This is a genomic window from Pseudomonas sp. FSL R10-2189, from assembly GCF_009600325.1.
Classification (GTDB): domain Bacteria; phylum Pseudomonadota; class Gammaproteobacteria; order Pseudomonadales; family Pseudomonadaceae; genus Aquipseudomonas; species Aquipseudomonas helleri.
Genome location: NZ_WIVZ01000003.1, coordinates 43,235 through 63,658, shown reverse-complemented (window position 1 = coordinate 63,658; position 20,424 = coordinate 43,235). Strand labels below are relative to the sequence as shown.

Genomic DNA, 20,424 nt, shown 5'->3' with positions numbered 1-20,424 from the left:
GTAAAGCGTACCCGCGATTATTTGGGGTAGAGCGGCGGCAGGCTGCTGGATTCACTGGCGGTGTCCTGCTCGCGTTCGGCGGCCGGGATGCTGCGAATCGCTTTCCACAGTTCTTCACCTTGCCAGTACTGGCCGGTTTCGCTGTAGAGCGCGCCGTTGAGGCCGTCCAGTGCATCGGACAGCAGTACAAAACGTGCGGCCATTTCGGCCAGGGTTTCTGGTTGTTGCCGTGCCCAGGCGTCCAGCGCCTGGCGCGTGGCCTGCGGGTCGTTGGCCAGGCAGGCACGTTTGATGTCGTCGAGCAGTGTGCGTGGGCTCGGGCCCGTTTGTGCAGCTCGCAGAATGGCCGGTTGCCAGCGTGCGCGCCACCACAGGCCGAAGCCAATCAATGTAGAACAGGCCAGCAGCAGGGTGCTCAGTTGCCACAGCCACAGCGTTGAGTCATCGCTGTCGGCGATCGGGCCAGCGCCGGTCGGCGTATCGGCTGCCAGACTGGTATTGGCCGCTACCTGCAAGGTGCGGGCGGGCAGGTAGCTGCGCTCTAGACGGTCTTCGTGGGTGTTCCACCACACCAGTTCAACGGCGGGCAGTTCCACCTGGCCTACTCGCGTCGGCACCAAGGCTTCACGCTCTTCGCGGCTGCCGATCAGACCGTTGTCAGTGACCTGATTGCTCAGTTGCGGCAAGTCGGGGTAACGCCGCAAGCCATTCACGTCGGTGGCGGGCAGCGGCGGCAATTGGGCGCTGGACAGGCCTTCGGCCTTGAGGGTCAAGGTGCGGGTCAGCGAGTCACCCACTTTGGAGTGATCTGGCTCGGGGTTCCAGCTTTCGCTCAGGCTCAGGCTGCGGGCCGGTAGCCAGGCGGCAGTGGCCGGATAGTCTTCAGGCTTGGGCTTGACCTGCAAGGGGATCTCGGTGGAAGTCACGTGGACCATTTTTCCGGGTTTTGGCGCGCTGGGTGTCGAGGTGTTGCCGGGCTGGTTGTCCACCTGGGTCGCGCTGAAGGTCAACGCGGGGATTTGCAGCTCGCCGCTGTGTTGCGGATAGATGCCATAACGCACCTCGATCACGCCGTGGCGCACACCATTGATCAGTTTTTCGTAAGTGCGCGACTCGCCCAGTTGCTCAACGATGGCGTCTTGCAGGTGCAGCGGGGTCAGGTTGCTGTCGTCGTACAGCGCCACCGAGTGGTAAACGCGCAGGGTCAATATCGCCTGGGCTTGTACGTACACATTCGGCTGATCAAGACTGGCTTCAATGAACACGGGGGCCAATTCGGAATCACTGGCGCTGCTCTGGGTCACCGTGAGGTTGATCGGCAAACTGTGATAATCGCCCACTTGCAGGGACGGAATGGTCACGGTGCCGGTCTGCTTGGGTTGCAGGGTGATGATCCAGCGCGTGGTGGCTTTGTTGTCATCGTTCAGCGTGGTGAGTTGGTTGACCTGACGCGTGCCGCGCACTTCAAACAGGGTATCCAGCGGCGCCAGATCGGGTTTGCCGAACAACGTGGCGTCATTGGTCTCAAGGGTCAGCTCGACGGTTTCACCGGAGTTGAGCTGATCGCGGTCAACACTGGCGACCAGTCCCAGCGCATGGGCGGGCACTGTCCAGCAACAGAGCAAAAAGAGTAAAACGCAGAAGCGATTCATTGCGGCGAGTCCTGATGTTGCTGCTGTTCGTACCAAAATTTTCGTCGTAGCAATTCACTGGGGTTGTCGGGAATCTGTCTGAGCCATTGCTCCAGCGCCTGGTGGTGTTCGTCATCCAGCACATCTGTGGTCGGGGCGGGTGGACGGGTGGTGGTTTGTTCTTCCGGTTCGTTGCCGGGCTCGTTGCCAGCCGGTGGCGGTTCAACGGCGTCGTCCGGGTTGGCATGGGCGGCCGGGTCGGTGGCCGCGCTGCTTTGATCATGCTGGCCGTTTTCGCCGGTGGTTGTGGCATTACTGCTGCTGACGGACGGATCGGTGTCGTCGGGTTCGGCGGGTTTCTCCGGCACTTTGTCCGGCGGCGGTGTGTCTTGTTCGCGTTTTTGCTCAAGCACTTGCTCGACCAGCGCTTTGTTCTGCGCGGCGACTTGCAGGTCGGGTTGCAACTCCAAAGCTTGCTCGTAGGCGTCAATCGCCGCCTCGAGTTCACCACTCATGGCCAATGCGTTACCACGATTGTAGTGCGCGCTGGCACTGTTGACCTCGGCAAAGCGCTGAGCCGCCGCGCTGTAATCGCCCGCCTGATACAGCGCCAGACCTTGCCACAACGGGTCTTTGAAGTGTTCGACGGCTTGTAACGGTTTTTTCTGCTCCAGCAGGCGCTGGCCTTGTTGGTCGGGGCGCAACCACAGGTCGGTCAGGCTGAAAGCATAGCTGGGTTGAGGCAGCATAAAGAGCAGCGGCAGGCAGAACAGCCAGCCACGGCGACCCGCGCACGCGGCCAGGAGTAGCAGCGGCATCAGCAGCCAGTAGCCTTGGTCAGACCAAGTGTCCAGTCGCAGCGTCTGGCCGTCGTCGCGCAAGTGTTGCGGGCCATCGAGCAAACCCAGGCCGCGCAGGTCGTTGTCATCCAGCTTCGCTTGTCGGTAACTGCCCCCTACGTCTTCTGCAAAGGCGCGCAGGCTCGGGCTGTCGAGGCGTGGCAGGAGGATGGCGCCCTGGGCATCTTTCAGAAACTCGCCGTTTTCTTCGACCACCGGCGAGCCTTCACGGGTGCCGACACCAAGTATCAACAGCGGCGGCGTGTGGCCGTCCAGTTCCTTGCGGATACCTGCGCGCTCTTGTTCGCTAAGCGATGAGGTCACCAGCAGCAGGCGGCCTTCGCCCAGCGCGCCTTGGTCCAGCAGCTTGAGGGCTTTGTTGACGGCCAGATCGGCGCGATTGCCGGGTTGCGGCATGATCGATGGCTTGACCGCTTCGAGCAGGTTGCGGCTGGTGGCCATGTCATCGGACAGCGGCACCAGGGTGTGGGCGCTACCGGCGTAGACGATGATTGCCGTTTGCGCATCGCTGCGACTTTGCAGCAGGTCGTAGAGTTTGCGCCGTGCCTGTTCGAGGCGGTTGGGCTGGCTGTCGGTCGCGAGCATTTGCGGGGTCAGCTCAAGCATCACCACCAGCGGGTCGGCCGGTTTTTGCGCGGACTGTTCAACGCGTTCCCAACTGGGGCCGAGCAAGGCAAACAGGGCCAGCAACCAGGCCAGGCCGAGGGCAATCCACGGCAGTTTGCTGTCGCGGCCATTACCGCCGCTGAGCAAGACGCGATGAAAGGCTTCGGGCAGGATCATCTGCCAGCGCCCGGCGCGTTTTTGCCGGTGCCAGAGTTTCCATAGCAGCCAGCACAGCAGCGGCAGTGCCAGCAGCCATTCGGGGCGAAACCAATGGGGCCAGAGCGCGCTCATCGGCGCCTCCGCAAGCGCAGGCGTTTGAGCCGCGAGCGCCAGTCAGGATTTTGAGGCAGAAAGTGTTCCTTGCTCAGTAAACGTTGCAGCGGATGGTTGGGCCATAGCTCGCGGATCACCAGCAGCACGCTGAGCAGCAGTGCACCAGCCAGAGGCCAGCTGTAAAGCGCCTGCGCCGGGCGTGCCTGAGTAGGCTGCTGGGCGACAGGTTCAAGTTGGTCGAGGGTGTCTTTGATGGCGGACAATTCGTTGCCGTCGCGGGCACGGAAGTAGCGGCCGCCGGTAATGCGGGCGATTTCTTCCATGGCCGGCTCGTCCAGGTCCACGCCCGGGTTAATGCTGAACAGACCCTTGGCGGTGTTTTCTTGCGGGTCGGAGCCAACCCCGATCGGGTAGATTCTGACGCCTTCTTCAGCCGCCAGGCGGGCCGCGGTCAAGGGATCGATCTGGCCGCCGTTGTTGGCGCCGTCGGTGACCAGGATCAGCACCCGGCTCTGCGCCGGACGTTGGCGCAGGCGCTTGACGGCCAGACCAATAGCGTCGCCGATGGCCGTGTTTTTACCGGCAATGCCGATGCGTGCTTCATCGAGCCAGGTGCGCACGGTGTGCCGATCGAAGGTCAGCGGGGCTTGTAGATACGCCTGGCTGCCAAACAGGATGAGGCCGACACGGTCGCCTTCACGGTGTTCAAGAAAGTCACCCAGCAGTTTTTTCACCGAGTCGAGGCGAGTGATGTCCTCGTTGTGCCAGTGCATGTCCGGGTAGTCCATGGAGCCCGAGACGTCCACGGCTACCAACAAATCGCGGCCGCTGGCGGCAATCGGCAGCGGTTCGCCGAGCCATTGCGGACGGGCAGCGGCGGTCAGCAATAACAACCACAGCAGCACATACGGAATTTGCTGACGCAGCGAGGGCAGGTTGGATCGCGCCTTGCGCCGGGCCAGCTCTTCGAGATCGCCCAAAAAACTGACTTTAAGTGCGGGTTCGCCGCTGTCGGCAGCCGGCAGTACCAGGCGCATCACCCAGGGCAGTGGCAGTAAGGCGAATAGCCAGGGCCAGGCGAACTCAAACATGTTTGCGAATCCAGGTTTCAACCGCTTGATTGAGCCCGGCGATGGCCTTGTCGTCGAGTTTGCACTCGGGTTTGTACGCGCCTTCTACCAGCACCATCCAGCGGGTCAAACCGGCCGCCGGGCAGCGGTTATCAAGAAACGCCAACCATTTGCGGCCATTGAGCGTGTGGCTCTGGCTGTACGGGTAGTGGCTGCGGCACAAGCGTTTGAGCAGGCCGTTGAGTTGCTGCAGCCAGGCACCGGCAGGGGCGCCATCGTAAGGTTTGTTGAACCGCGCCAGCTCTTCCAGGGCCGCCAGGCGTACCGGGTCAAGGGGCTGTTCGGTGGTGGCCAACTGACGTTTGGCGGGCAGGTAACGGCGCAACCACCACAAACCCCAGCCCAGAGCTGGAATCAGGAGCAGCAGCAACCACCAGCCCGGCGCCGGTGGCCACAGGCCAATCGCCGGCGGGGTGATGAGCGGTTGCAGGTGTTCGAGCTCGGTCATGACGATTTGCCGGGGCGTTTGGCGTTCAGGAACTCACGCAGTTGTTCGATCATTTCGCTTTGCGTGCTGAGGGGCATCAGCAATACCCGCAGCTTTTGCGCGAGCAGCTCCCAGCGGGCGATACGGGCTTCGGCCAGAGCACGGTAAGCCTGACGCAAATCATAGTTGAGCGTGTCCAGTTCCAGCTGTGCACCGCGCTCGGCAAAGCGCAGCAGCCCGGCAGCGGGCAGGGCGTGGTCCAGAGGGTCGGACAACGGCAGCAGAATCAGATCGCAATGGCGTGATAACAGGCTCAGTTGCTGTTCGGCGGCGTCGGTCAGTGCCCGCTCATCACAAATCACCACAACCAGACTGCCGGGGCGCAGCACTTCGCGGGCGCGGATCAAGGCCATGCCCAGTGCGTCACGGTCTGACTGGACTTCGGTGTGCAGCGACTGATTGACTCGCACCAGGCGGTTGAGCAACTGCAGCAGGCTTTGCTTGCTGCGCCGTGGCTTGATTTCGTAATGCTCGTGGTCGCCAAACACCAGGCCGCCCACGCGGTCGTTATGGCCTAGCGCTGCCCAGCCAATCAGGCTCGCTGCTTGAGCGGCGAGCACCGACTTGAACATCAGCCCTGAACCGAAGAAAAGCCGACGGCTTTGCTCGGCGAGGATGAAGATTGGCCGTTCGCGCTCCTCATGGAACATCTTGGTGTGCGGTTCCTGGGTGCGAGCGGTAACGCGCCAGTCAATGGTGCGGACATCGTCCCCGGCCTGATAAATCCGTACCTGATCGAAGTCGACCCCGCGCCCGCGCAGCTTGGAGTGGTGCAAGCCCACCAGCGGGCTGCGGTGGCCGGGGGTGGAGAACAGCTGCACCTCGCGCACGCGATGGCGCATCTCGATCAGTTCGGTGAGGGTCACACGAATGCCGGGCTCGGCGGGCAGGAGGGCGGTCATCGTCAGGCAACGGCAACAACGTCAAGGATGCGTTGCACCACGCGGTCCTGGTCGATGCCAGCCGCCTCGGCTTCGAATGACAAAATAATACGGTGGCGCAGCACGTCGAACAACACGGCCTGGATGTCTTCCGGGCTGACGAAGTCGCGACCGGCAAGCCAAGCGTGTGCACGGGCGCAGCGGTCAAGGGCAATCGAGCCACGGGGGCTGGCGCCGTAGGCGATCCACTCGGCCATTTCCGGGTCGAACTTGCCGGGCGTACGGGTCGCCATGACCAATTGCACCAGGTATTCCTCTACCGCATCGGCCATGTACAGCCCAAGGATTTCCTTGCGGGCGGCAAAAATGGCCTGTTGGCTGACCCGGCGTTCAGGCTTGGTTTCACCGTTGAGGGCTTCGCCACGGGCCTGTTGCAGGATACGGCGCTCTACGGCCGCGTCGGGGAAGCCAATTTTCACGTGCATCAGAAAACGGTCGAGCTGGGCTTCTGGCAGCGGGTAGGTGCCTTCCTGCTCGATGGGGTTTTGCGTGGCCATGACCAGAAACAGCGGTGACAGCTCGTAGGTGCTGCGCCCGACGCTGACCTGGCGCTCGGCCATCGCCTCAAGCAGGGCCGATTGCACTTTGGCCGGTGCCCGGTTGATTTCGTCGGCCAGCACCAGGTTGTGGAAGATCGGGCCTTGCTGGAAGACAAAGCTGCCGGTTTCGGGGCGATAGATTTCAGTGCCGGTGATGTCGGCAGGCAACAGGTCGGGGGTGAACTGAATGCGATGGAACTGCGCTTCGATACCTTCCGCCAGCTCTTTGATGGCTTTGGTCTTGGCGAGGCCTGGCGCGCCTTCGACCAGCATATGGCCGTCAGCCAGCAGCGCGATTAACAAGCGGTCAATGAGTTTTTCTTGACCGAGAATCTGCGTTGAAAGAAAGGTTCGCAGCGCCAGTAGCGCTTCACGATGTTCCATCGATGACTGTTCCTGAAAAGGACTGCAATGCCGTATAAATTACGCCATTGCCGGGGGCGTTACTTTAATCCATTGCGGGGGTTTCGGACTAATCGCAGGCGGCCTTTTTGTGCAAAAAAACCAAATCAGACAGGTTGTTGAGAATGGTGTTCATTTGGGTGGGGTTGTAGCCGCTGTCGAGGTACGAGGCTGCGATCGATTGCGCAGCGATCGTAAATCCTCAGACCTCGATTTGGCGGATAAACCCAGCGGCCCATTTACGTCTGCTGCGCAGCCGATCGCAGCCTCGTGCCTCGTCAGCGGCTACAGGGTTTTGTGTGTTATGGCGCAAAGTGCTCTACCAGCAGCGCGGCAAAGGCGTCGCGTGCGGCATGCGTGCCGGTTTCGCTGTGCCAGAAAAACAGGTTGGGCATGGGCGCCAGTTCAGGGAAGCGGTAAGTGACAAGGTGTGCGCAGGCGCCAAACTGCTGAAGCATGCCTTCGGGTATCAGTGCTAAACCTGCGCCAGCACTGACACAACCAATGATGCTGCCCCAGTTGGCGTAGTCGATTTTGCTGACTTCCAGCCCGTGTTCCGCCACCCAGTTTTCCAGCGCCGCCCGGTAAGGGCAGCCGGGAGGCCACATAAACACGGTATGCCGGTGCACGTCAGCCAGTTGCGCAAGGGGTGCCAGTTTCGGGCTCGCAATCAACACTAACTGTTCGTTATAAAGCATTGTTTTAGATAGTTTTGTTTGAGTAATTGAGCCAGCAACCATGGCCCCGTCGAGTCGGTGATGTTTAACGTCATCGAGCAGTTGTTTTGATTTGCCGGTGACCAGTTCCAAGATGACCTGCGGATAGCGCTGATGGTAGTCGGCCAGCAAGGGCGGCAGGCGGCCGGTTGCACAGGACTCAATTGCGCCAATACGCAGCTTGCCGGCGGGCACGGCCTGGGGTGCAACTGCGCGTTTGGCTTGCTCGACCAGCGCCAGAATCTGCTCGCTATAGCCCAAAAACACTTGCCCGGCTGCGCTGATACGCAAGCCGCGACCGGCGCGGGTGAACAGTGCGGTGCCCAGTTCGCTTTCCAGTTGCTTGATGCGGGTGGTGATGTTCGACGGGACGCAATGCAACTGTTCGGCGGCCAGCGCAATGCTGCCGCACTCTGCCACGGCCTTGACCATGCGCAACTGGCTGAGCTCCATTGTTCACTCCTGATGAATTCTGGGCTCTTTATATCTCACTTGTGGCCCCGCGTGAGCGCGATAAACACTGAAAGCCACTTCAATGGGTTCAGGATCACTAACGTGTCGTTACCTTTCAAACTTGCCGCGGCCATGGCGGCTGTCGTGTTGTGTTGGGCCTATTCACCGATTGGTATCCATATCGGGCTGGAAAGCTACTCGCCGGGGCACCTAGCTTTGCTACGATTTTTGATTGCATCGCTGTTTATGGCGTTGATCGCGCTGTTTATCGGCATTGGCGTGCCTCGGCTGCGGGATGTGCCCTGGTTGATGCTGTTGGGGTTGTTCGCTGTGGCGTTACACCACATGGCGTTGAACATGGGCCAGCGTTGGGTCAGTCCCGGCGCATCCAGCGTGCTTGCGCAAACTGCGCCGTTGTTCAGCACATTTATCGCCGCGGTGTGCCTCAAGGAGCGCGTCAGCGGCTGGCGCTGGTTATGGGTCGCGGTTGGCTTGCTTGGGGTCGTGGTGGTGATTTGGGGCGATAAAGGCGTGGGTGAGTTCCACCCGCAGGGCCTGGTGCTGTTACTGGCGGCGTTGTCCTGGAGCATCTATTTCGTGCTGCAAAAGCACATTTCTACCCGCTACAGCCCTTTGACCATCGTCTGTTACATGGTCTGGGGCGGCACGCTGTTGCTCTGCGTGTATTGGCCAGGGCTGACGGAAGAGGTGCTCAAGGCGCCGGTCCGGGTGAATGTGGCGGTGTTGATCCTCGGGCTGTTTCCCAGTGCGTTGGCGTACTTGTTATGGGGCTTTGTACTGAATCACACCCAAGTCAGCCGTTCGGTCAGTGTGATGTACCTGATCCCACCCGTCGCCATGGCGTTGGCGGCGGGGGTTTTAGGCAGTGAGGTTTCAGCAGGAGTGGTTGCGGGGGCAGCCATTGTGCTGGGGAGCGTGATCGCGATGAATCGCGAGCCTCAGTTCAGGCGATAAAAGTCCCGGGCATTTTGCCACAGCGCCTTTTGCGCTCCGCTTTCACCCAAAGCATTAACTACAATATCTATGTCATTGTTTTCAAAGGTTCTTGGTGCGCGGGTTGACGGTAAATCAGTGCCGAACATCAAGGCGTTCGGGTTGGCCGCGTGAATGTCTTGAAGTACCTGCGGTACGTCGAAATCAACCCGGCCAAAACCGCAGGCCTTGATGCGCACCCCGTGCTCGGCAAGACGCAGTAAAGCCGGCATACCTTCGTGGCTCAGCCCCAGATGATCGATGCTCAGGGCTGGTAATCTCAACAAACGTTGGTGCAACGGGGCCAGCTCCCGTGCGTCGATGTACAGCTCTGAATGCCAGCCCACGCAGTCGTAGACGCGCTTGGCCAGTGACTCCAACTGGTCGAGTTGTTCTGAGCCGCCGCGCTTGAGGTTGAAGCGCAGGGCACGAACGCCGTGCTGGTTCAATGCTTCAAGCTCGGCGTCGGTGACGCTGGCGGGCAGTTGAGTGACGCCGACAAAGCCTGCGCCCAGGCGTTTGAGTGCGGCGATCAGGTAGGTTTGATCAAAACCCTGGAACGAGCCTGAAACCACCGCGCCCCCGACGACGCCCAGCTCGCGGGTACGCGCGAGGTAATCATCAACGCTGAAAAAGTCGGGCACGTAGCCGTTATTGGGAATCAGCGGATAAGCCTTGTCGATGATGTGGCAGTGGGCATCGAAGAGTTGGCGCATGGCGGTCATACCTGTCGGTGTGCGGGTTCGGGCTCTGGCGGGTCAGTTCAATTCGCTGATGTAGGTGCCGGTACCGTCGAGAATGTTTTTCAGGGTTTGTTCGATCTCGGCCAGTTTATCGGCATCGGCGCTATGGAGGATTTCCAGGTGGTCGCTACCGTTCAGCACGTCGGTATCGCCGGGCGCGACTTCGATCAGCAGGCGCGTCGGGCTGAGTGTGACCTTTACGCCCTCGAGGGTGGAGGGCTCATCATCCAGGGTGATTTCCAGTTCGTCCTCGTCCGGGTAGCGCGACATCAGAAACATTTCGCCCTTGTCACTGTGGCAGCACAGCATGGCCATGTTGTCTTCTTCGTCGTCACACGGGTTGGCCATGAGCAGGGCGGTGGTCATTTGCATGGTGGGGAATTCCTGGCGCTGAGCGCATCTAATCACTGAACAAGCGGCGATTTTGCCAGCCCGCGCGTTTTTGTGCTGGCTCAATCTTGGTAGGTGGCTGATGGCCTGTTATTTCGTGTCAGATATTTCTGATACTGCCGACAGAAATTAAGGCGTTTTTATGAAGTTTTATGAATCTCCACTGCTAGGGTTGTTGCTGTCCGGGTCACAAGATTGCCGCCCCATGACCGAATATGTCGCCGCACCGCAAGCAGGCCGGGCGATGCAGTCGTTAAGCTGCGTTGTTGGTGGTTATCGCTAAACATGCAGCCTGTGGACCTGGCAGTCGTTTTTACCGATAAGCATCCCGGAATAATGTTGTGACCTCAGGGTTTCAGCCAGCTTCACCTCCTTGTCACGTTGTGTTCTTGAAGGTTGAGCACAGTAGTGACAGGTCCCCCAAGCGGGAATAGCACGCGACGCTTCTCTCAATAACAAGCCCAAGCGGAGTACCACAGATGGCGTTCTTCACCGCAGCCAGCAAAGCCGACTTCCAGCATCAACTGCAATCTGCACTGGCCCAGCACGTCAGTGAACAGGCTCTGCCACAAGTAGCCCTGTTTGCTGAGCAATTCTTCGGCATCATTTCACTGGACGAACTCACCCAACGGCGTATGTCCGATCTCGCCGGCTGCACCCTGTCGGCCTGGCGGTTGCTGGAGCGCTTTGACCCGGACCAGCCGCAAGTGCGGGTGTTTAACCCCGATTACGAGCGTCATGGCTGGCAATCAACCCACACTGCGGTTGAAGTGCTGCACCACGATTTGCCGTTTCTGGTGGACTCGGTGCGTACCGAGCTGAACCGCCGTGGTTACAGCATCCACACCCTGCAAACCACCGTATTGAGCGTTCGTCGCGGCAGCAAGGGCGAGTTGCTGGAAATCCTGCCCAAAGGCACTACCGGTGAAGGCATCGCGCAAGAGTCGTTGATGTACCTGGAGATTGACCGCTGCTCGAACGCCGCTGAATTGAATGTACTGAGCAAGGAGCTGGAGCAGGTTCTGGGTGAAGTGCGCATCGCCGTGGCTGACTTTGAGCCGATGAAGGCCAAGGTCAGGGAACTGCTGGCCAGTGTCGACAACTGTCCGTATGCGGTGGACGCGGGTGAAAAAGCCGAGATCAAGAGCTTTCTGGAGTGGTTGCTGGGTAACCACTTCACCTTCCTGGGCTATGAAGAGTTTGTGGTACGTGACGAGGCAGACGGCGGCCATATCGAATACGACCCGCAGTCGTTCCTCGGCCTGACCAAGCTGCTGCGTGTCGGCTTGACCGCTGAAGACCTGCGTATCGAAGATTATGCGGTGAGCTACCTGCGTGAACCGACCCTGCTGTCGTTCACCAAGGCTGCCCACCCGAGCCGTGTGCACCGCCCGGCGTACCCGGACTACGTGTCGATCCGCCAGATCGACGCGGATGGCAAAGTGATCAAGGAATGCCGCTTTATGGGCTTGTACACCTCGTCGGTGTATGGCGAGAGCGTGCGAGTGATTCCTTATATCCGTCGCAAAGTGGACGAGATCGAGCGCCGTTCTGGCTTCCAGGCCAAAGCTCACTTGGGCAAAGAGCTGGCGCAGGTGCTGGAAGTCCTGCCTCGTGATGATTTGTTCCAGACCCCGGTGGACGAGCTGTTCAGCACCGTGATGTCGATTGTGCAAATCCAGGAGCGCAACAAGATCCGCGTGTTCCTGCGCAAAGACCCGTATGGGCGTTTCTGCTACTGCCTGGCCTATGTGCCGCGTGACGTGTACTCCACCGAAGTGCGACAGAAGATTCAGCAAGTGCTGATGGACCGTCTGCAAGCGTCGGACTGCGAGTTCTGGACCTTCTTCTCGGAATCCGTGCTGGCGCGGGTTCAACTAATTCTGCGGGTTGACCCGAAAAACCGCATCGACATTGATCCGCTGTTGCTGGAAAAAGAAGTGGTTCAGGCGTGCCGCAGCTGGAACGACGACTACGCCAGTCTGGTGGTTGAAAGCTTCGGTGAAGCCAATGGCACCAAGGTGCTGGCGGACTTCCCGAAAGGCTTCCCGGCAGGTTACCGCGAGCGCTTTGCCGCGCACTCGGCGGTGGTGGACATGCAGCATTTGTCCAATTTGAGCGAAAAGAAACCGCTGGTGATGAGTTTCTACCAGCCGCTGGGCCAAAGCGCCGGGCAGGAACTGCATTGCAAGCTGTACCACGCCGATACGCCGCTGGCGTTGTCTGACGTATTGCCGATTCTGGAAAACCTTGGCTTGCGCGTATTGGGCGAGTTCCCATACCGCCTGCGTCACGCCAACGGTCGTGAGTTCTGGATCCATGATTTTGCCTTTACTGCTGGCGAAGGCTTGAACCTGGATATCCAGCAGCTCAACGACACGCTGCAAGATGCCTTCGTGCATATCGTTCAGGGCGATGCCGAGAACGATGCGTTCAACCGCTTGGTGCTGACGGCCGGTTTGCCGTGGCGTGATGTGGCGTTGCTGCGGGCTTATGCGCGTTACCTGAAGCAGATCCGCCTGGGCTTTGATCTGGGCTACATCGCCAGCACCCTGAACAACCACACCGACATCGCTCGCGAGTTGACCCGGTTGTTCAAAACCCGCTTCTATCTGGCGCGCAAGCTGACCGCCGAAGACCTGGAAGACAAGCAACAGCGTTTGGAGCAGGCGATTCTGACCGCACTGGACGACGTTCAGGTGCTCAACGAAGACCGCATCCTGCGACGTTATCTGGACCTGATCAAAGCCACCCTGCGAACCAACTTCTACCAGCCGGATGCCAATGGCCAGAACCGTGCGTATTTCAGCTTCAAGTTCAATCCGCACCTGATTCCAGAACTGCCCAAGCCGGTGCCGAAGTTTGAAATCTTTGTCTATTCGCCTCGGGTTGAAGGTGTTCACTTGCGTTTCGGTAACGTAGCCCGTGGTGGCTTGCGCTGGTCGGACCGTGAAGAAGACTTCCGTACGGAAGTGCTGGGCTTGGTAAAAGCTCAACAAGTGAAGAACTCGGTGATCGTACCGGTGGGTGCCAAGGGCGGTTTTGTCCCGCGCCGTCTGCCATTGGGCGGTAGCCGTGATGAAGTACAGGCCGAAGCCATCGCTTGCTACCGCATCTTCATCTCCGGCCTGCTGGACATCACTGACAACCTCAAGGATGGCGCGCTGGTGCCGCCGTTGAACGTGGTGCGTCATGACGACGATGACCCGTACCTGGTGGTCGCGGCGGACAAAGGCACGGCGACCTTTTCGGACATTGCCAACGGCATTGCCATTGACTACGGCTTCTGGCTGGGTGACGCCTTTGCATCGGGCGGTTCGGCCGGCTATGACCACAAGAAAATGGGCATCACCGCCCGTGGTGCCTGGGTGGGCGTGCAGCGTCACTTCAGAGAGCGCGGGATCAACGTTCAGCAAGACAGCATCAGCGTGGTGGGCGTCGGCGACATGGCCGGTGACGTGTTTGGTAATGGCTTGTTGATGTCTGACAAATTGCAACTGGTCGCGGCCTTCAACCACCTGCACATCTTTATCGACCCTAATCCTGAGCCGGCCAACAGCTTTGCCGAGCGTCAGCGCTTGTTCGATTTGCCGCGTTCGGCCTGGTCGGACTACGACACCAGCATCATGTCAGCGGGCGGCGGGATCTTCTCCCGTAGCGCGAAAAGCATCGCCATCTCGCCTGAAATGAAAGAACGCTTTGCGATCACTGCCGATAAACTGACTCCGACCGAGCTGCTCAATGCCTTGCTTAAGGCCCCGGTAGACCTGTTGTGGAACGGCGGTATCGGGACTTACGTCAAGGCCAGCACGGAAAGCCATGCCGATGTGGGTGACAAGGCCAACGATGCGTTGCGCGTCAATGGCAACGAGTTGCGCTGCAAGGTGGTGGGCGAGGGCGGTAACCTCGGCATGACCCAACTGGGTCGTGTGGAGTTTGGCCTGAATGGCGGCGGCTCGAACACAGACTTTATCGACAACGCCGGCGGCGTGGATTGCTCTGACCACGAAGTGAATATCAAGATCCTGCTCAATGAAGTGGTGCAGGCTGGCGATATGACCGAGAAACAGCGCAACCAACTGCTCGGCAGCATGACTGACGAAGTGAGTGCGCTGGTCTTGGGCAACAACTATAAGCAGACGCAGGCCATTTCCCTGGCAGCGCGTCGTGCCTATGAGCGCATTGCTGAATACAAGCGCCTGATGAACGACCTCGAAGCCCGTGGCAAGCTGGACCGCGCCATTGAGTTCCTGCCGTCTGAAGAGCAGCTCAACGAACGCGTGGCCGCAGGTCATGGCCTGACACGCCCTGAGCTGTCGGTCTTGATCTCGTACAGCAAGATCGACCTCAAAGAGGCGTTGCTCAACTCCCAAGTGCCGGATGACGACTACCTGACCCGCGACATGGAAACGGCGTTCCCGCCGATGCTGGTCAACAAGTTTGCCGCAGCGATGCGCCGTCACCGCTTGAAGCGCGAGATTGTCAGCACGCAGATCGCCAACGACCTGGTTAACCACATGGGCATCACCTTTGTGGAGCGCCTGAAAGAGTCGACCGGCATGAGTGCGGCCAACGTGGCCGGGGCTTATGTCATCGTGCGTGACATTTTCCACCTCCCGCACTGGTTCCGTCAGATCGAGGCGCTGGACTATCAAGTGCCGGCCGAGATCCAGCTGGCCTTGATGGACGAACTTATGCGCCTGGGCCGTCGTGCCACCCGCTGGTTCTTACGCAGCCGCCGCAACGAGCTGGACGCAGCGCGCGATGTTGCGCACTTTGGTCCGCATCTGGCCGCGCTGGGCCTCAAGCTCAACGAACTGCTGGAAGGCCCGACCCGCGAAGGCTGGGAGACCCGTTATCAAGCGTACGTTGATGCGGGCGTGCCGGAGTTGCTGTCGCGCATGGTGGCAGGCACCACGCACCTGTACACCTTGCTGCCGATCATCGAGGCGTCTGACGTCACCGGTCAGAACGCCGCGGATGTGGCCAAGGCATACTTTGCTGTGGGCAGCGCGCTGGACCTGACCTGGTACTTGCAGCAGATCAGCAACTTGCCGGTGGAGAACAACTGGCAGGCGCTGGCCCGCGAGGCCTTCCGTGACGACATTGACTGGCAGCAGCGCGCAATCACCGTGTCGGTGTTACAGATGGCTGATGCCCCGGTTGAAATCGAAGCACGTGTAGCTTTGTGGCTTGAGCAGAACCAGTCAATGGTTGAGCGCTGGCGTTCGATGCTGGTCGACCTGCGTGCCGCAACCGGTAACGACTACGCGATGTATGCCGTGGCCAACCGTGAGCTGCTGGACCTGGCGTTGAGCGGTCAAACAGGGCTCTGACAGCCTGAGCAGTAAAACAAAGCCCCGGCTCAGTTGAACTGAGCCGGGGGCTTTTTTGTTTCTGGGATTCGCCGGGGCGTTAGATGCCCATGCTGCCCAAGGTCTGCACGATGTTGCGCAGAGTGACCGCCAGTGAGGGATGTTCAACTTCAAAACGCTCAACAGCGAGATTGACGTTGTCAGCCAGGCTGCTGTCGTTGGTGGCTTTTTCCAGAGCAATCTCGGCTTCAATCTGCTTGGCCAGATCGTTTAGATGCTCACGTTGTTCTTCATTGAGCGGTGGATTCTGGTCCAGTTGCTCGCGCAAGGTATTGAGTTGTTCTTGCAGTTCGCGGGCAGGCATAGCATTCATCCTTTATTGATAGGCACTGTTGTAGACCTTCGAGGAGCGCAAAAGATCTACAAGCGGGCGTCTAGATTAATCCAGTCGTGCCAAGAGTGCATGATCTGTCTCAAAATTGCAGTTGGTTGACGCCTCTGGATTAAACGGGGATCAACGCTTCTGCCTCGATCTCGATAAGCCATTCGGGCAGCGACAACCCGCTGACGATAATCCAGGAGGAGGGCGGCGGGTTATTTGGGAAGCGGTTGCGCAGCGCGCTGGCGATGGGCTCTTGCTGATCACGGGCGGACTCAACGATGTAGAGTCGCAGCATGATGACGTGCGACAGGTTGCCATTAGCATGGGCCAGGATTGACTCGATGTTGTCCAGCGCCTTTTCGGTCTGCTCAGTAATCCCCGGGCCGACAGTGTTTTCATTGACGTCCACCCCGACCTGGCCGGATAGCAGAATCCGGCGTCCATCGCGTACTTCGATGGCTTGGCTGAAGCCGTACTGCAGGGAGTTGAAAACAGTTGGCGGGTTATAAACGCGTCTGTTCATAGCGTTTGTCGGTCCTTGGCAAAGTGTTAGAGCGGCAAGTCTGCAATTTAATGGTCGAAGGTGCAGTTGCAGCCTTGTAACCGGGCGTTTCTTCGGCGTGCAGCGTTTATGTAAGTCGTCCTGCCAACCTTGTGTGGCATATGTTGCGTAGCTTGGGGGCTGCCAAAAATGCAATTGCCGTTATACTCATCGCCTGACCCCAGGGCGTAGCGCCCAAGTGATACGTATTCTCAAGGAGTTTTGCTATGCGCTGGACCAAGCGTCTTGCTCAAATTGGCCTGTGTGCCACTGTGTCAATGGCACCGTTTGCTGCCAATGCGGCCACCGAGGCTGACCCGTGGGAAGGCTTCAACCGCGCCATTTTCACGTTTAACGACACGCTTGATACCTATGCCTTGAAGCCGATTGCTCAGGGTTATCAGTTCATCACGCCGCAGTTTCTGCAAGACGGCATTCACAACATGTACCGAAACATCGGCGATGTGCGCAACCTGGCCAACGACGTGTTGCAAGGCAAACCTCACGCCGCAGCTGTCGACACCTCACGCATGTTGATGAACACCATCTTCGGTATTGGCGGCTTCTTTGATGTGGGCACCAAAATGGGCCTGCAACGCAACGACGAAGACTTCGGCCAGACGCTGGGCCGGTGGGGCCTGCCAAGCGGTCCTTATCTGGTCCTGCCGCTACTGGGCCCAAGCACCGTGCGTGACGCAGCCGGTATCTACCCGGACTCCTTCACCAAGCCATACCGCTACATGAACGATATTCCGGCGCGCAACATGGCGATCGGCATGGATGTGATCGATGCGCGTGCCAGCCTGTTGTCGGCAGAAAAACTGATCACCGGCGACAAGTACGTCTTTATTCGTAACGCGTACCTGCAAAACCGTGAGTTCAGAATCAAAGACGGCGAGATTGAAGACGACTTTTAAGTCATTCATCCTGCCCACAAAAAACGGCCTTTATGGCCGTTTTTTGCATCGTTGTTCATGAAAAAAATGCATCTTTAAGGGCGTTTAAACCAAGGTTTTAGTTGCCGTTTACGATGTTCTTATAACCCGAGGGAATTTAACCGGGTGAACACGTCAAGCCGCTATCGGCCTGAGCTTGAAACCCCCCGCAGATGGGAGTACCGTCTGCGCCTTACACGAGCACCTTTTGTAGGAATGATTAAAACAATCGTTCTGGTGAGGGATGTTCAAAAGCCTATTCAGTCGTTGGGCCCGATGTGTTCGAGCCCTGACGCAAACCTAATTCTGGCGCCGTTTGCCCACATGCAAAAAACCAGTGCCACGCTGCTGATCATTGATGACGACGAAGTAGTGCGTGCCAGTTTGGCAGCCTATTTGGAAGACAGCGGCTTCAGCGTCCTGCAGGCCAGCAATGGCGTGCAAGGTCTCAAGGTGTTCGAGCAAGAGCAGCCGGACTTAGTGATCTGCGATCTGCGCATGCCGCAAATGAGCGGGCTGGAGTTGATTCGCCAGGTCGCCCAGCGCTCGGCACAGACCCCGGTGATCGTGATCTCGGGCGCCGGTGTGATGAGTGATGTGGTCGAAGCGCTGCGTCTGGGGGCCGCCGACTATCTGATCAAGCCGCTTGAAGATCTGGCGGTGCTGGAGCACTCCGTGCATCGTGCGCTGGATCGCGCCCGGTTACTGCATGAGAACCAGCGCTACCGCGAGAAGCTGGAATCAGCCAACCGCGAGCTTGAAGCCAGCCTGCATCTGCTGCAGGAAGACCAGAACGCCGGGCGGCAGGTGCAGATGAACATGCTGCCTACCAGCCCCTGGTCGCTCGACGGGTTCGACTTTGCGCACCAGATTATTCCGTCGTTGTATTTGTCGGGTGATTTCGTCGACTACTTCAAGGTTGATGAGCGTCGGATAGCGTTTTACCTGGCAGATGTTTCTGGCCACGGAGCGTCTTCAGCGTTCGTGACCGTGTTGCTCAAGTTCATGACCACTCGCTTGCTATTTGAATCCAAGCGCAATGGCACTTTGCCTGAGTTCAAGCCGTCCGAAGTGCTCGCGCACATCAACCGTGGCTTGATCAACTGCAAGCTGGGCAAGCATGTGACCATGGTCGGCGGTGTGATTGACCAAGAGACTGGCCTGCTGACCTACAGCATCGGTGGGCACCTGCCATTGCCGGTGCTGTACACCCCGGACAGCGTGACTTATCTGGAAGGGCGAGGGTTGCCGGTCGGCCTGTTCAACGAAGCGACCTACGAAGATCAAGTGCTGAAATTGCCCGAGACATTCAGCCTGACGTTGATGTCTGACGGAATTTTGGACCTTTTGGCCGAGCCTACACTCAAAGAGAAAGAAGCTGCTCTACCTCAGTTGGTAAAAGCAGCGGGTGGCAGCCTGGATGGTCTGCGCCAGGTTTTTGGATTAGCTACGCTAGGGGAGATGCCGGATGATATCGCCCTGATGGTGTTAAGCAGGAATCTTACATGAGTACCGGTAGAATTCAGTTCGCCGAACAGGACGGCACCTTCGTCCTGAAGTTTGTCGGTGAAGTGCGTCTGACACTGTGTTCAGCACTGGATGCGACAATCGAAAGGATCTTCACGGCGCGCAACTTTACGGCCATCGTGATCGACCTCACAGAGACTCGCAGTATCGACAGCACCACATTGGGCTTGCTGGCGAAACTGTCGATTTTGTCGCGCCAAAAAATAGGCCTGTTGCCGACGGTCGTGACCACCCACGAAGACATCACCCGACTGTTGCAGTCGATGGGCTTCGATCAGGTCTTCAACATCATCAACAGACCAATACCTTGCCCTGAGTGCCTCACCGACTTGCCGTCGCAAGACGAGACTGAAGACGTGGTTCGGGTCAAGGTGCTTGAAGCGCACAAAATTCTGATGGGCCTCAATGACTCCAACCGTGAAGCTTTTCATGATCTGGTGAACGCGCTCGAGCGCCATTGATCCATGGCGCACAAAAAAGGGGCCGTCCTGAACAGGAACGGCCCCTTTTGCTTGCCCGGTTTTTAGCGGCCTTCCAGCAGCTCGGCGGCTTGATCCAGCAGCGCCAGCGGATCCTTGGCTTTATGGATATCCGCCGACAGCAACTGACGGAAGCGTCGCGCGCCAGGGAAGCCTTGACCCAAGCCCAGAATATGCCGCGTTATGTGATGCATCGAACCGCCCGAGGCGATATGCGTAGCAATATACGGCCTTAACTGCTCCAGCACCTGTGCACGAGTGATAATCGGCTCTGCGCTGCCAAACAACTGCTGATCGACCTCCGCCAGCAGATACGAGTTGTGATACGCCTCACGGCCCAGCATCACACCATCAAACACCTGCAAATGCGCGTGGCACTCCTCCAGCGTCTTGATACCGCCGTTAAGGACAATCTCCAGTTCCGGGAAATCAGCCTTCAACTGAGACACAACGTCATAGCGCAGTGGCGGGATATCACGGTTTTCTTTCGGTGAAAGCCCTTCCAGAATCGCGATACGCGCATGCACCGTAAAGCTTTCGCAACCGGCATCACGCACCGTGCCGACAAAATCGCACAATTGCGCGTAGCTATCGCGGCCATTGATCCCGATCCGATGCTTGACCGTCACCGGAATCGACACCGCATCGCGCATCGCCTTCACACACTCGGCGACCAGCGCCGGATGAGCCATCAAACACGCGCCAATCATATTGTTCTGCACCCGATCACTCGGGCAGCCGACATTCAGATTAACCTCGTCATAACCCGCCGCCTGCGCCAAACGCGCACACGCCGCCAAATCCGCAGGCGTACTGCCACCCAACTGCAACGCCAACGGGTGCTCAGTATCGTCATGCCGCAAAAACCGCTCGGCATCACCGTGCAGCAAAGCACCGGTGGTCACCATCTCGGTGTACAACAGCGCATGTTTGGACATCAGCCGCAGGAAGAATCTGCAATGGCGATCAGTCCAGTCCATCATGGGTGCCACAGAAAATCTTCTGGAGGGTTCTGAGCGCTCTAGATGAGAGGCTTTAGAGTGTTTTTCGGTCATGATCTATCGTTCAAATATGTGCTTTT

The 20,424-nt window shown here is 58.7% G+C and carries 17 protein-coding genes; 5 read left to right on the top strand and 12 right to left on the bottom strand.

What is annotated here, in order from left to right; genetic code table 11:
- Nucleotides 1–17: 17 nt before the first annotated feature.
- From GHO32_RS03495 to GHO32_RS03465, 7 genes are all read right to left on the bottom strand, one after another.
- Nucleotides 18–1,652, bottom strand: coding sequence for a BatD family protein (locus GHO32_RS03495; RefSeq protein ID WP_153332935.1), 1,635 nt, complete (start codon nt 1,650–1,652; stop codon nt 18–20).
- On the bottom strand, nt 1,649–3,388 hold the full coding sequence (locus GHO32_RS03490; protein ID WP_153332933.1) for a tetratricopeptide repeat protein: 1,740 nt from the start codon (nt 3,386–3,388) through the stop codon (nt 1,649–1,651). Before GHO32_RS03490 ends, GHO32_RS03495 begins: the two co-directional genes overlap by 4 nt.
- Nucleotides 3,385–4,461: a VWA domain-containing protein gene (locus tag GHO32_RS03485; protein WP_153332931.1), complete on the bottom strand. Its 1,077-nt coding sequence runs from the start codon at nt 4,459–4,461 to the stop codon at nt 3,385–3,387. Before GHO32_RS03485 ends, GHO32_RS03490 begins: the two co-directional genes overlap by 4 nt.
- Nucleotides 4,454–4,948: a DUF4381 domain-containing protein gene (locus tag GHO32_RS03480; protein WP_153332929.1), complete on the bottom strand. Its 495-nt coding sequence runs from the start codon at nt 4,946–4,948 to the stop codon at nt 4,454–4,456. Before GHO32_RS03480 ends, GHO32_RS03485 begins: the two co-directional genes overlap by 8 nt.
- On the bottom strand, nt 4,945–5,889 hold the full coding sequence (locus GHO32_RS03475; protein WP_153332927.1) for a DUF58 domain-containing protein: 945 nt from the start codon (nt 5,887–5,889) through the stop codon (nt 4,945–4,947). Before GHO32_RS03475 ends, GHO32_RS03480 begins: the two co-directional genes overlap by 4 nt.
- Before the next feature lie 2 nt (nt 5,890–5,891).
- Nucleotides 5,892–6,851: a MoxR family ATPase gene (locus GHO32_RS03470; RefSeq protein ID WP_016780594.1), complete on the bottom strand. Its 960-nt coding sequence runs from the start codon at nt 6,849–6,851 to the stop codon at nt 5,892–5,894.
- 320 nt (nt 6,852–7,171) lie between these two features.
- Complete coding sequence (locus GHO32_RS03465; RefSeq protein WP_153332925.1) at nt 7,172–8,038, bottom strand: LysR family transcriptional regulator; 867 nt, start codon at nt 8,036–8,038, stop codon at nt 7,172–7,174.
- A gap of 132 nt (nt 8,039–8,170) precedes the next feature.
- Here GHO32_RS03465 and GHO32_RS03460 point away from each other — a divergent pair, with 132 nt between their 5' ends.
- The gene (locus GHO32_RS03460; protein ID WP_153338140.1) at nt 8,171–9,013 is read left to right on the top strand and encodes a DMT family transporter; all 843 of its coding nucleotides are present in this window, start codon (nt 8,171–8,173) and stop codon (nt 9,011–9,013) included.
- Here the strand turns inward: GHO32_RS03460 and GHO32_RS03455 are convergent.
- Both GHO32_RS03455 and GHO32_RS03450 read right to left on the bottom strand, forming a co-directional pair.
- Entirely contained in the window at nt 8,998–9,747 is a 750-nt protein-coding gene (locus GHO32_RS03455) for an amidohydrolase family protein (protein WP_153332923.1), read from the bottom strand. The two genes, GHO32_RS03460 and GHO32_RS03455, sit on opposite strands and share 16 nt — an antisense overlap.
- Nucleotides 9,748–9,789: 42 nt before the next feature.
- Nucleotides 9,790–10,146, bottom strand: a complete 357-nt coding sequence (locus GHO32_RS03450) for a hypothetical protein (protein ID WP_153332921.1) — start codon at nt 10,144–10,146, stop codon at nt 9,790–9,792.
- 497 nt (nt 10,147–10,643) lie between these two features.
- Between GHO32_RS03450 and GHO32_RS03445 the strand changes: the two genes are divergently transcribed.
- Complete coding sequence (locus tag GHO32_RS03445; RefSeq protein ID WP_153332919.1) at nt 10,644–15,500, top strand: NAD-glutamate dehydrogenase; 4,857 nt, start codon at nt 10,644–10,646, stop codon at nt 15,498–15,500.
- A gap of 79 nt (nt 15,501–15,579) precedes the next feature.
- Here GHO32_RS03445 and GHO32_RS03440 read toward each other — a convergent pair whose 3' ends face one another.
- Complete coding sequence (locus GHO32_RS03440) at nt 15,580–15,843, bottom strand: DUF4404 family protein (protein WP_048370290.1); 264 nt, start codon at nt 15,841–15,843, stop codon at nt 15,580–15,582.
- 139 nt (nt 15,844–15,982) lie between these two features.
- On the bottom strand, nt 15,983–16,384 hold the full coding sequence (locus tag GHO32_RS03435; RefSeq protein ID WP_153332917.1) for a RidA family protein: 402 nt from the start codon (nt 16,382–16,384) through the stop codon (nt 15,983–15,985).
- A 245-nt stretch (nt 16,385–16,629) separates the two neighbouring features.
- Here GHO32_RS03435 and GHO32_RS03430 point away from each other — a divergent pair, with 245 nt between their 5' ends.
- The 3 genes from GHO32_RS03430 to rssC all read left to right on the top strand — a co-directional run bounded on the left by GHO32_RS03430 (nt 16,630) and on the right by rssC (nt 19,325).
- The gene (locus GHO32_RS03430; RefSeq protein ID WP_123748986.1) at nt 16,630–17,319 is read left to right on the top strand and encodes a VacJ family lipoprotein; all 690 of its coding nucleotides are present in this window, start codon (nt 16,630–16,632) and stop codon (nt 17,317–17,319) included.
- 342 nt (nt 17,320–17,661) lie between these two features.
- Nucleotides 17,662–18,846: a two-component system response regulator RssB gene (gene rssB / locus GHO32_RS03425; protein WP_123749523.1), complete on the top strand. Its 1,185-nt coding sequence runs from the start codon at nt 17,662–17,664 to the stop codon at nt 18,844–18,846.
- Nucleotides 18,843–19,325, top strand: a complete 483-nt coding sequence (gene rssC, locus GHO32_RS03420; protein WP_048370295.1) for an anti-sigma factor antagonist RssC — start codon at nt 18,843–18,845, stop codon at nt 19,323–19,325. The genes rssB and rssC overlap by 4 nt, the downstream gene beginning before the upstream one ends.
- Before the next feature lie 62 nt (nt 19,326–19,387).
- On the opposite strand, the gene dusA is transcribed toward rssC, so the two are convergent.
- Nucleotides 19,388–20,398 (bottom strand): tRNA dihydrouridine(20/20a) synthase DusA, encoded by a 1,011-nt coding sequence (gene dusA, locus GHO32_RS03415; protein ID WP_153332915.1) that lies wholly within the window; start codon nt 20,396–20,398, stop codon nt 19,388–19,390.
- Between the last annotated feature and the right edge of the window lie 26 nt (nt 20,399–20,424).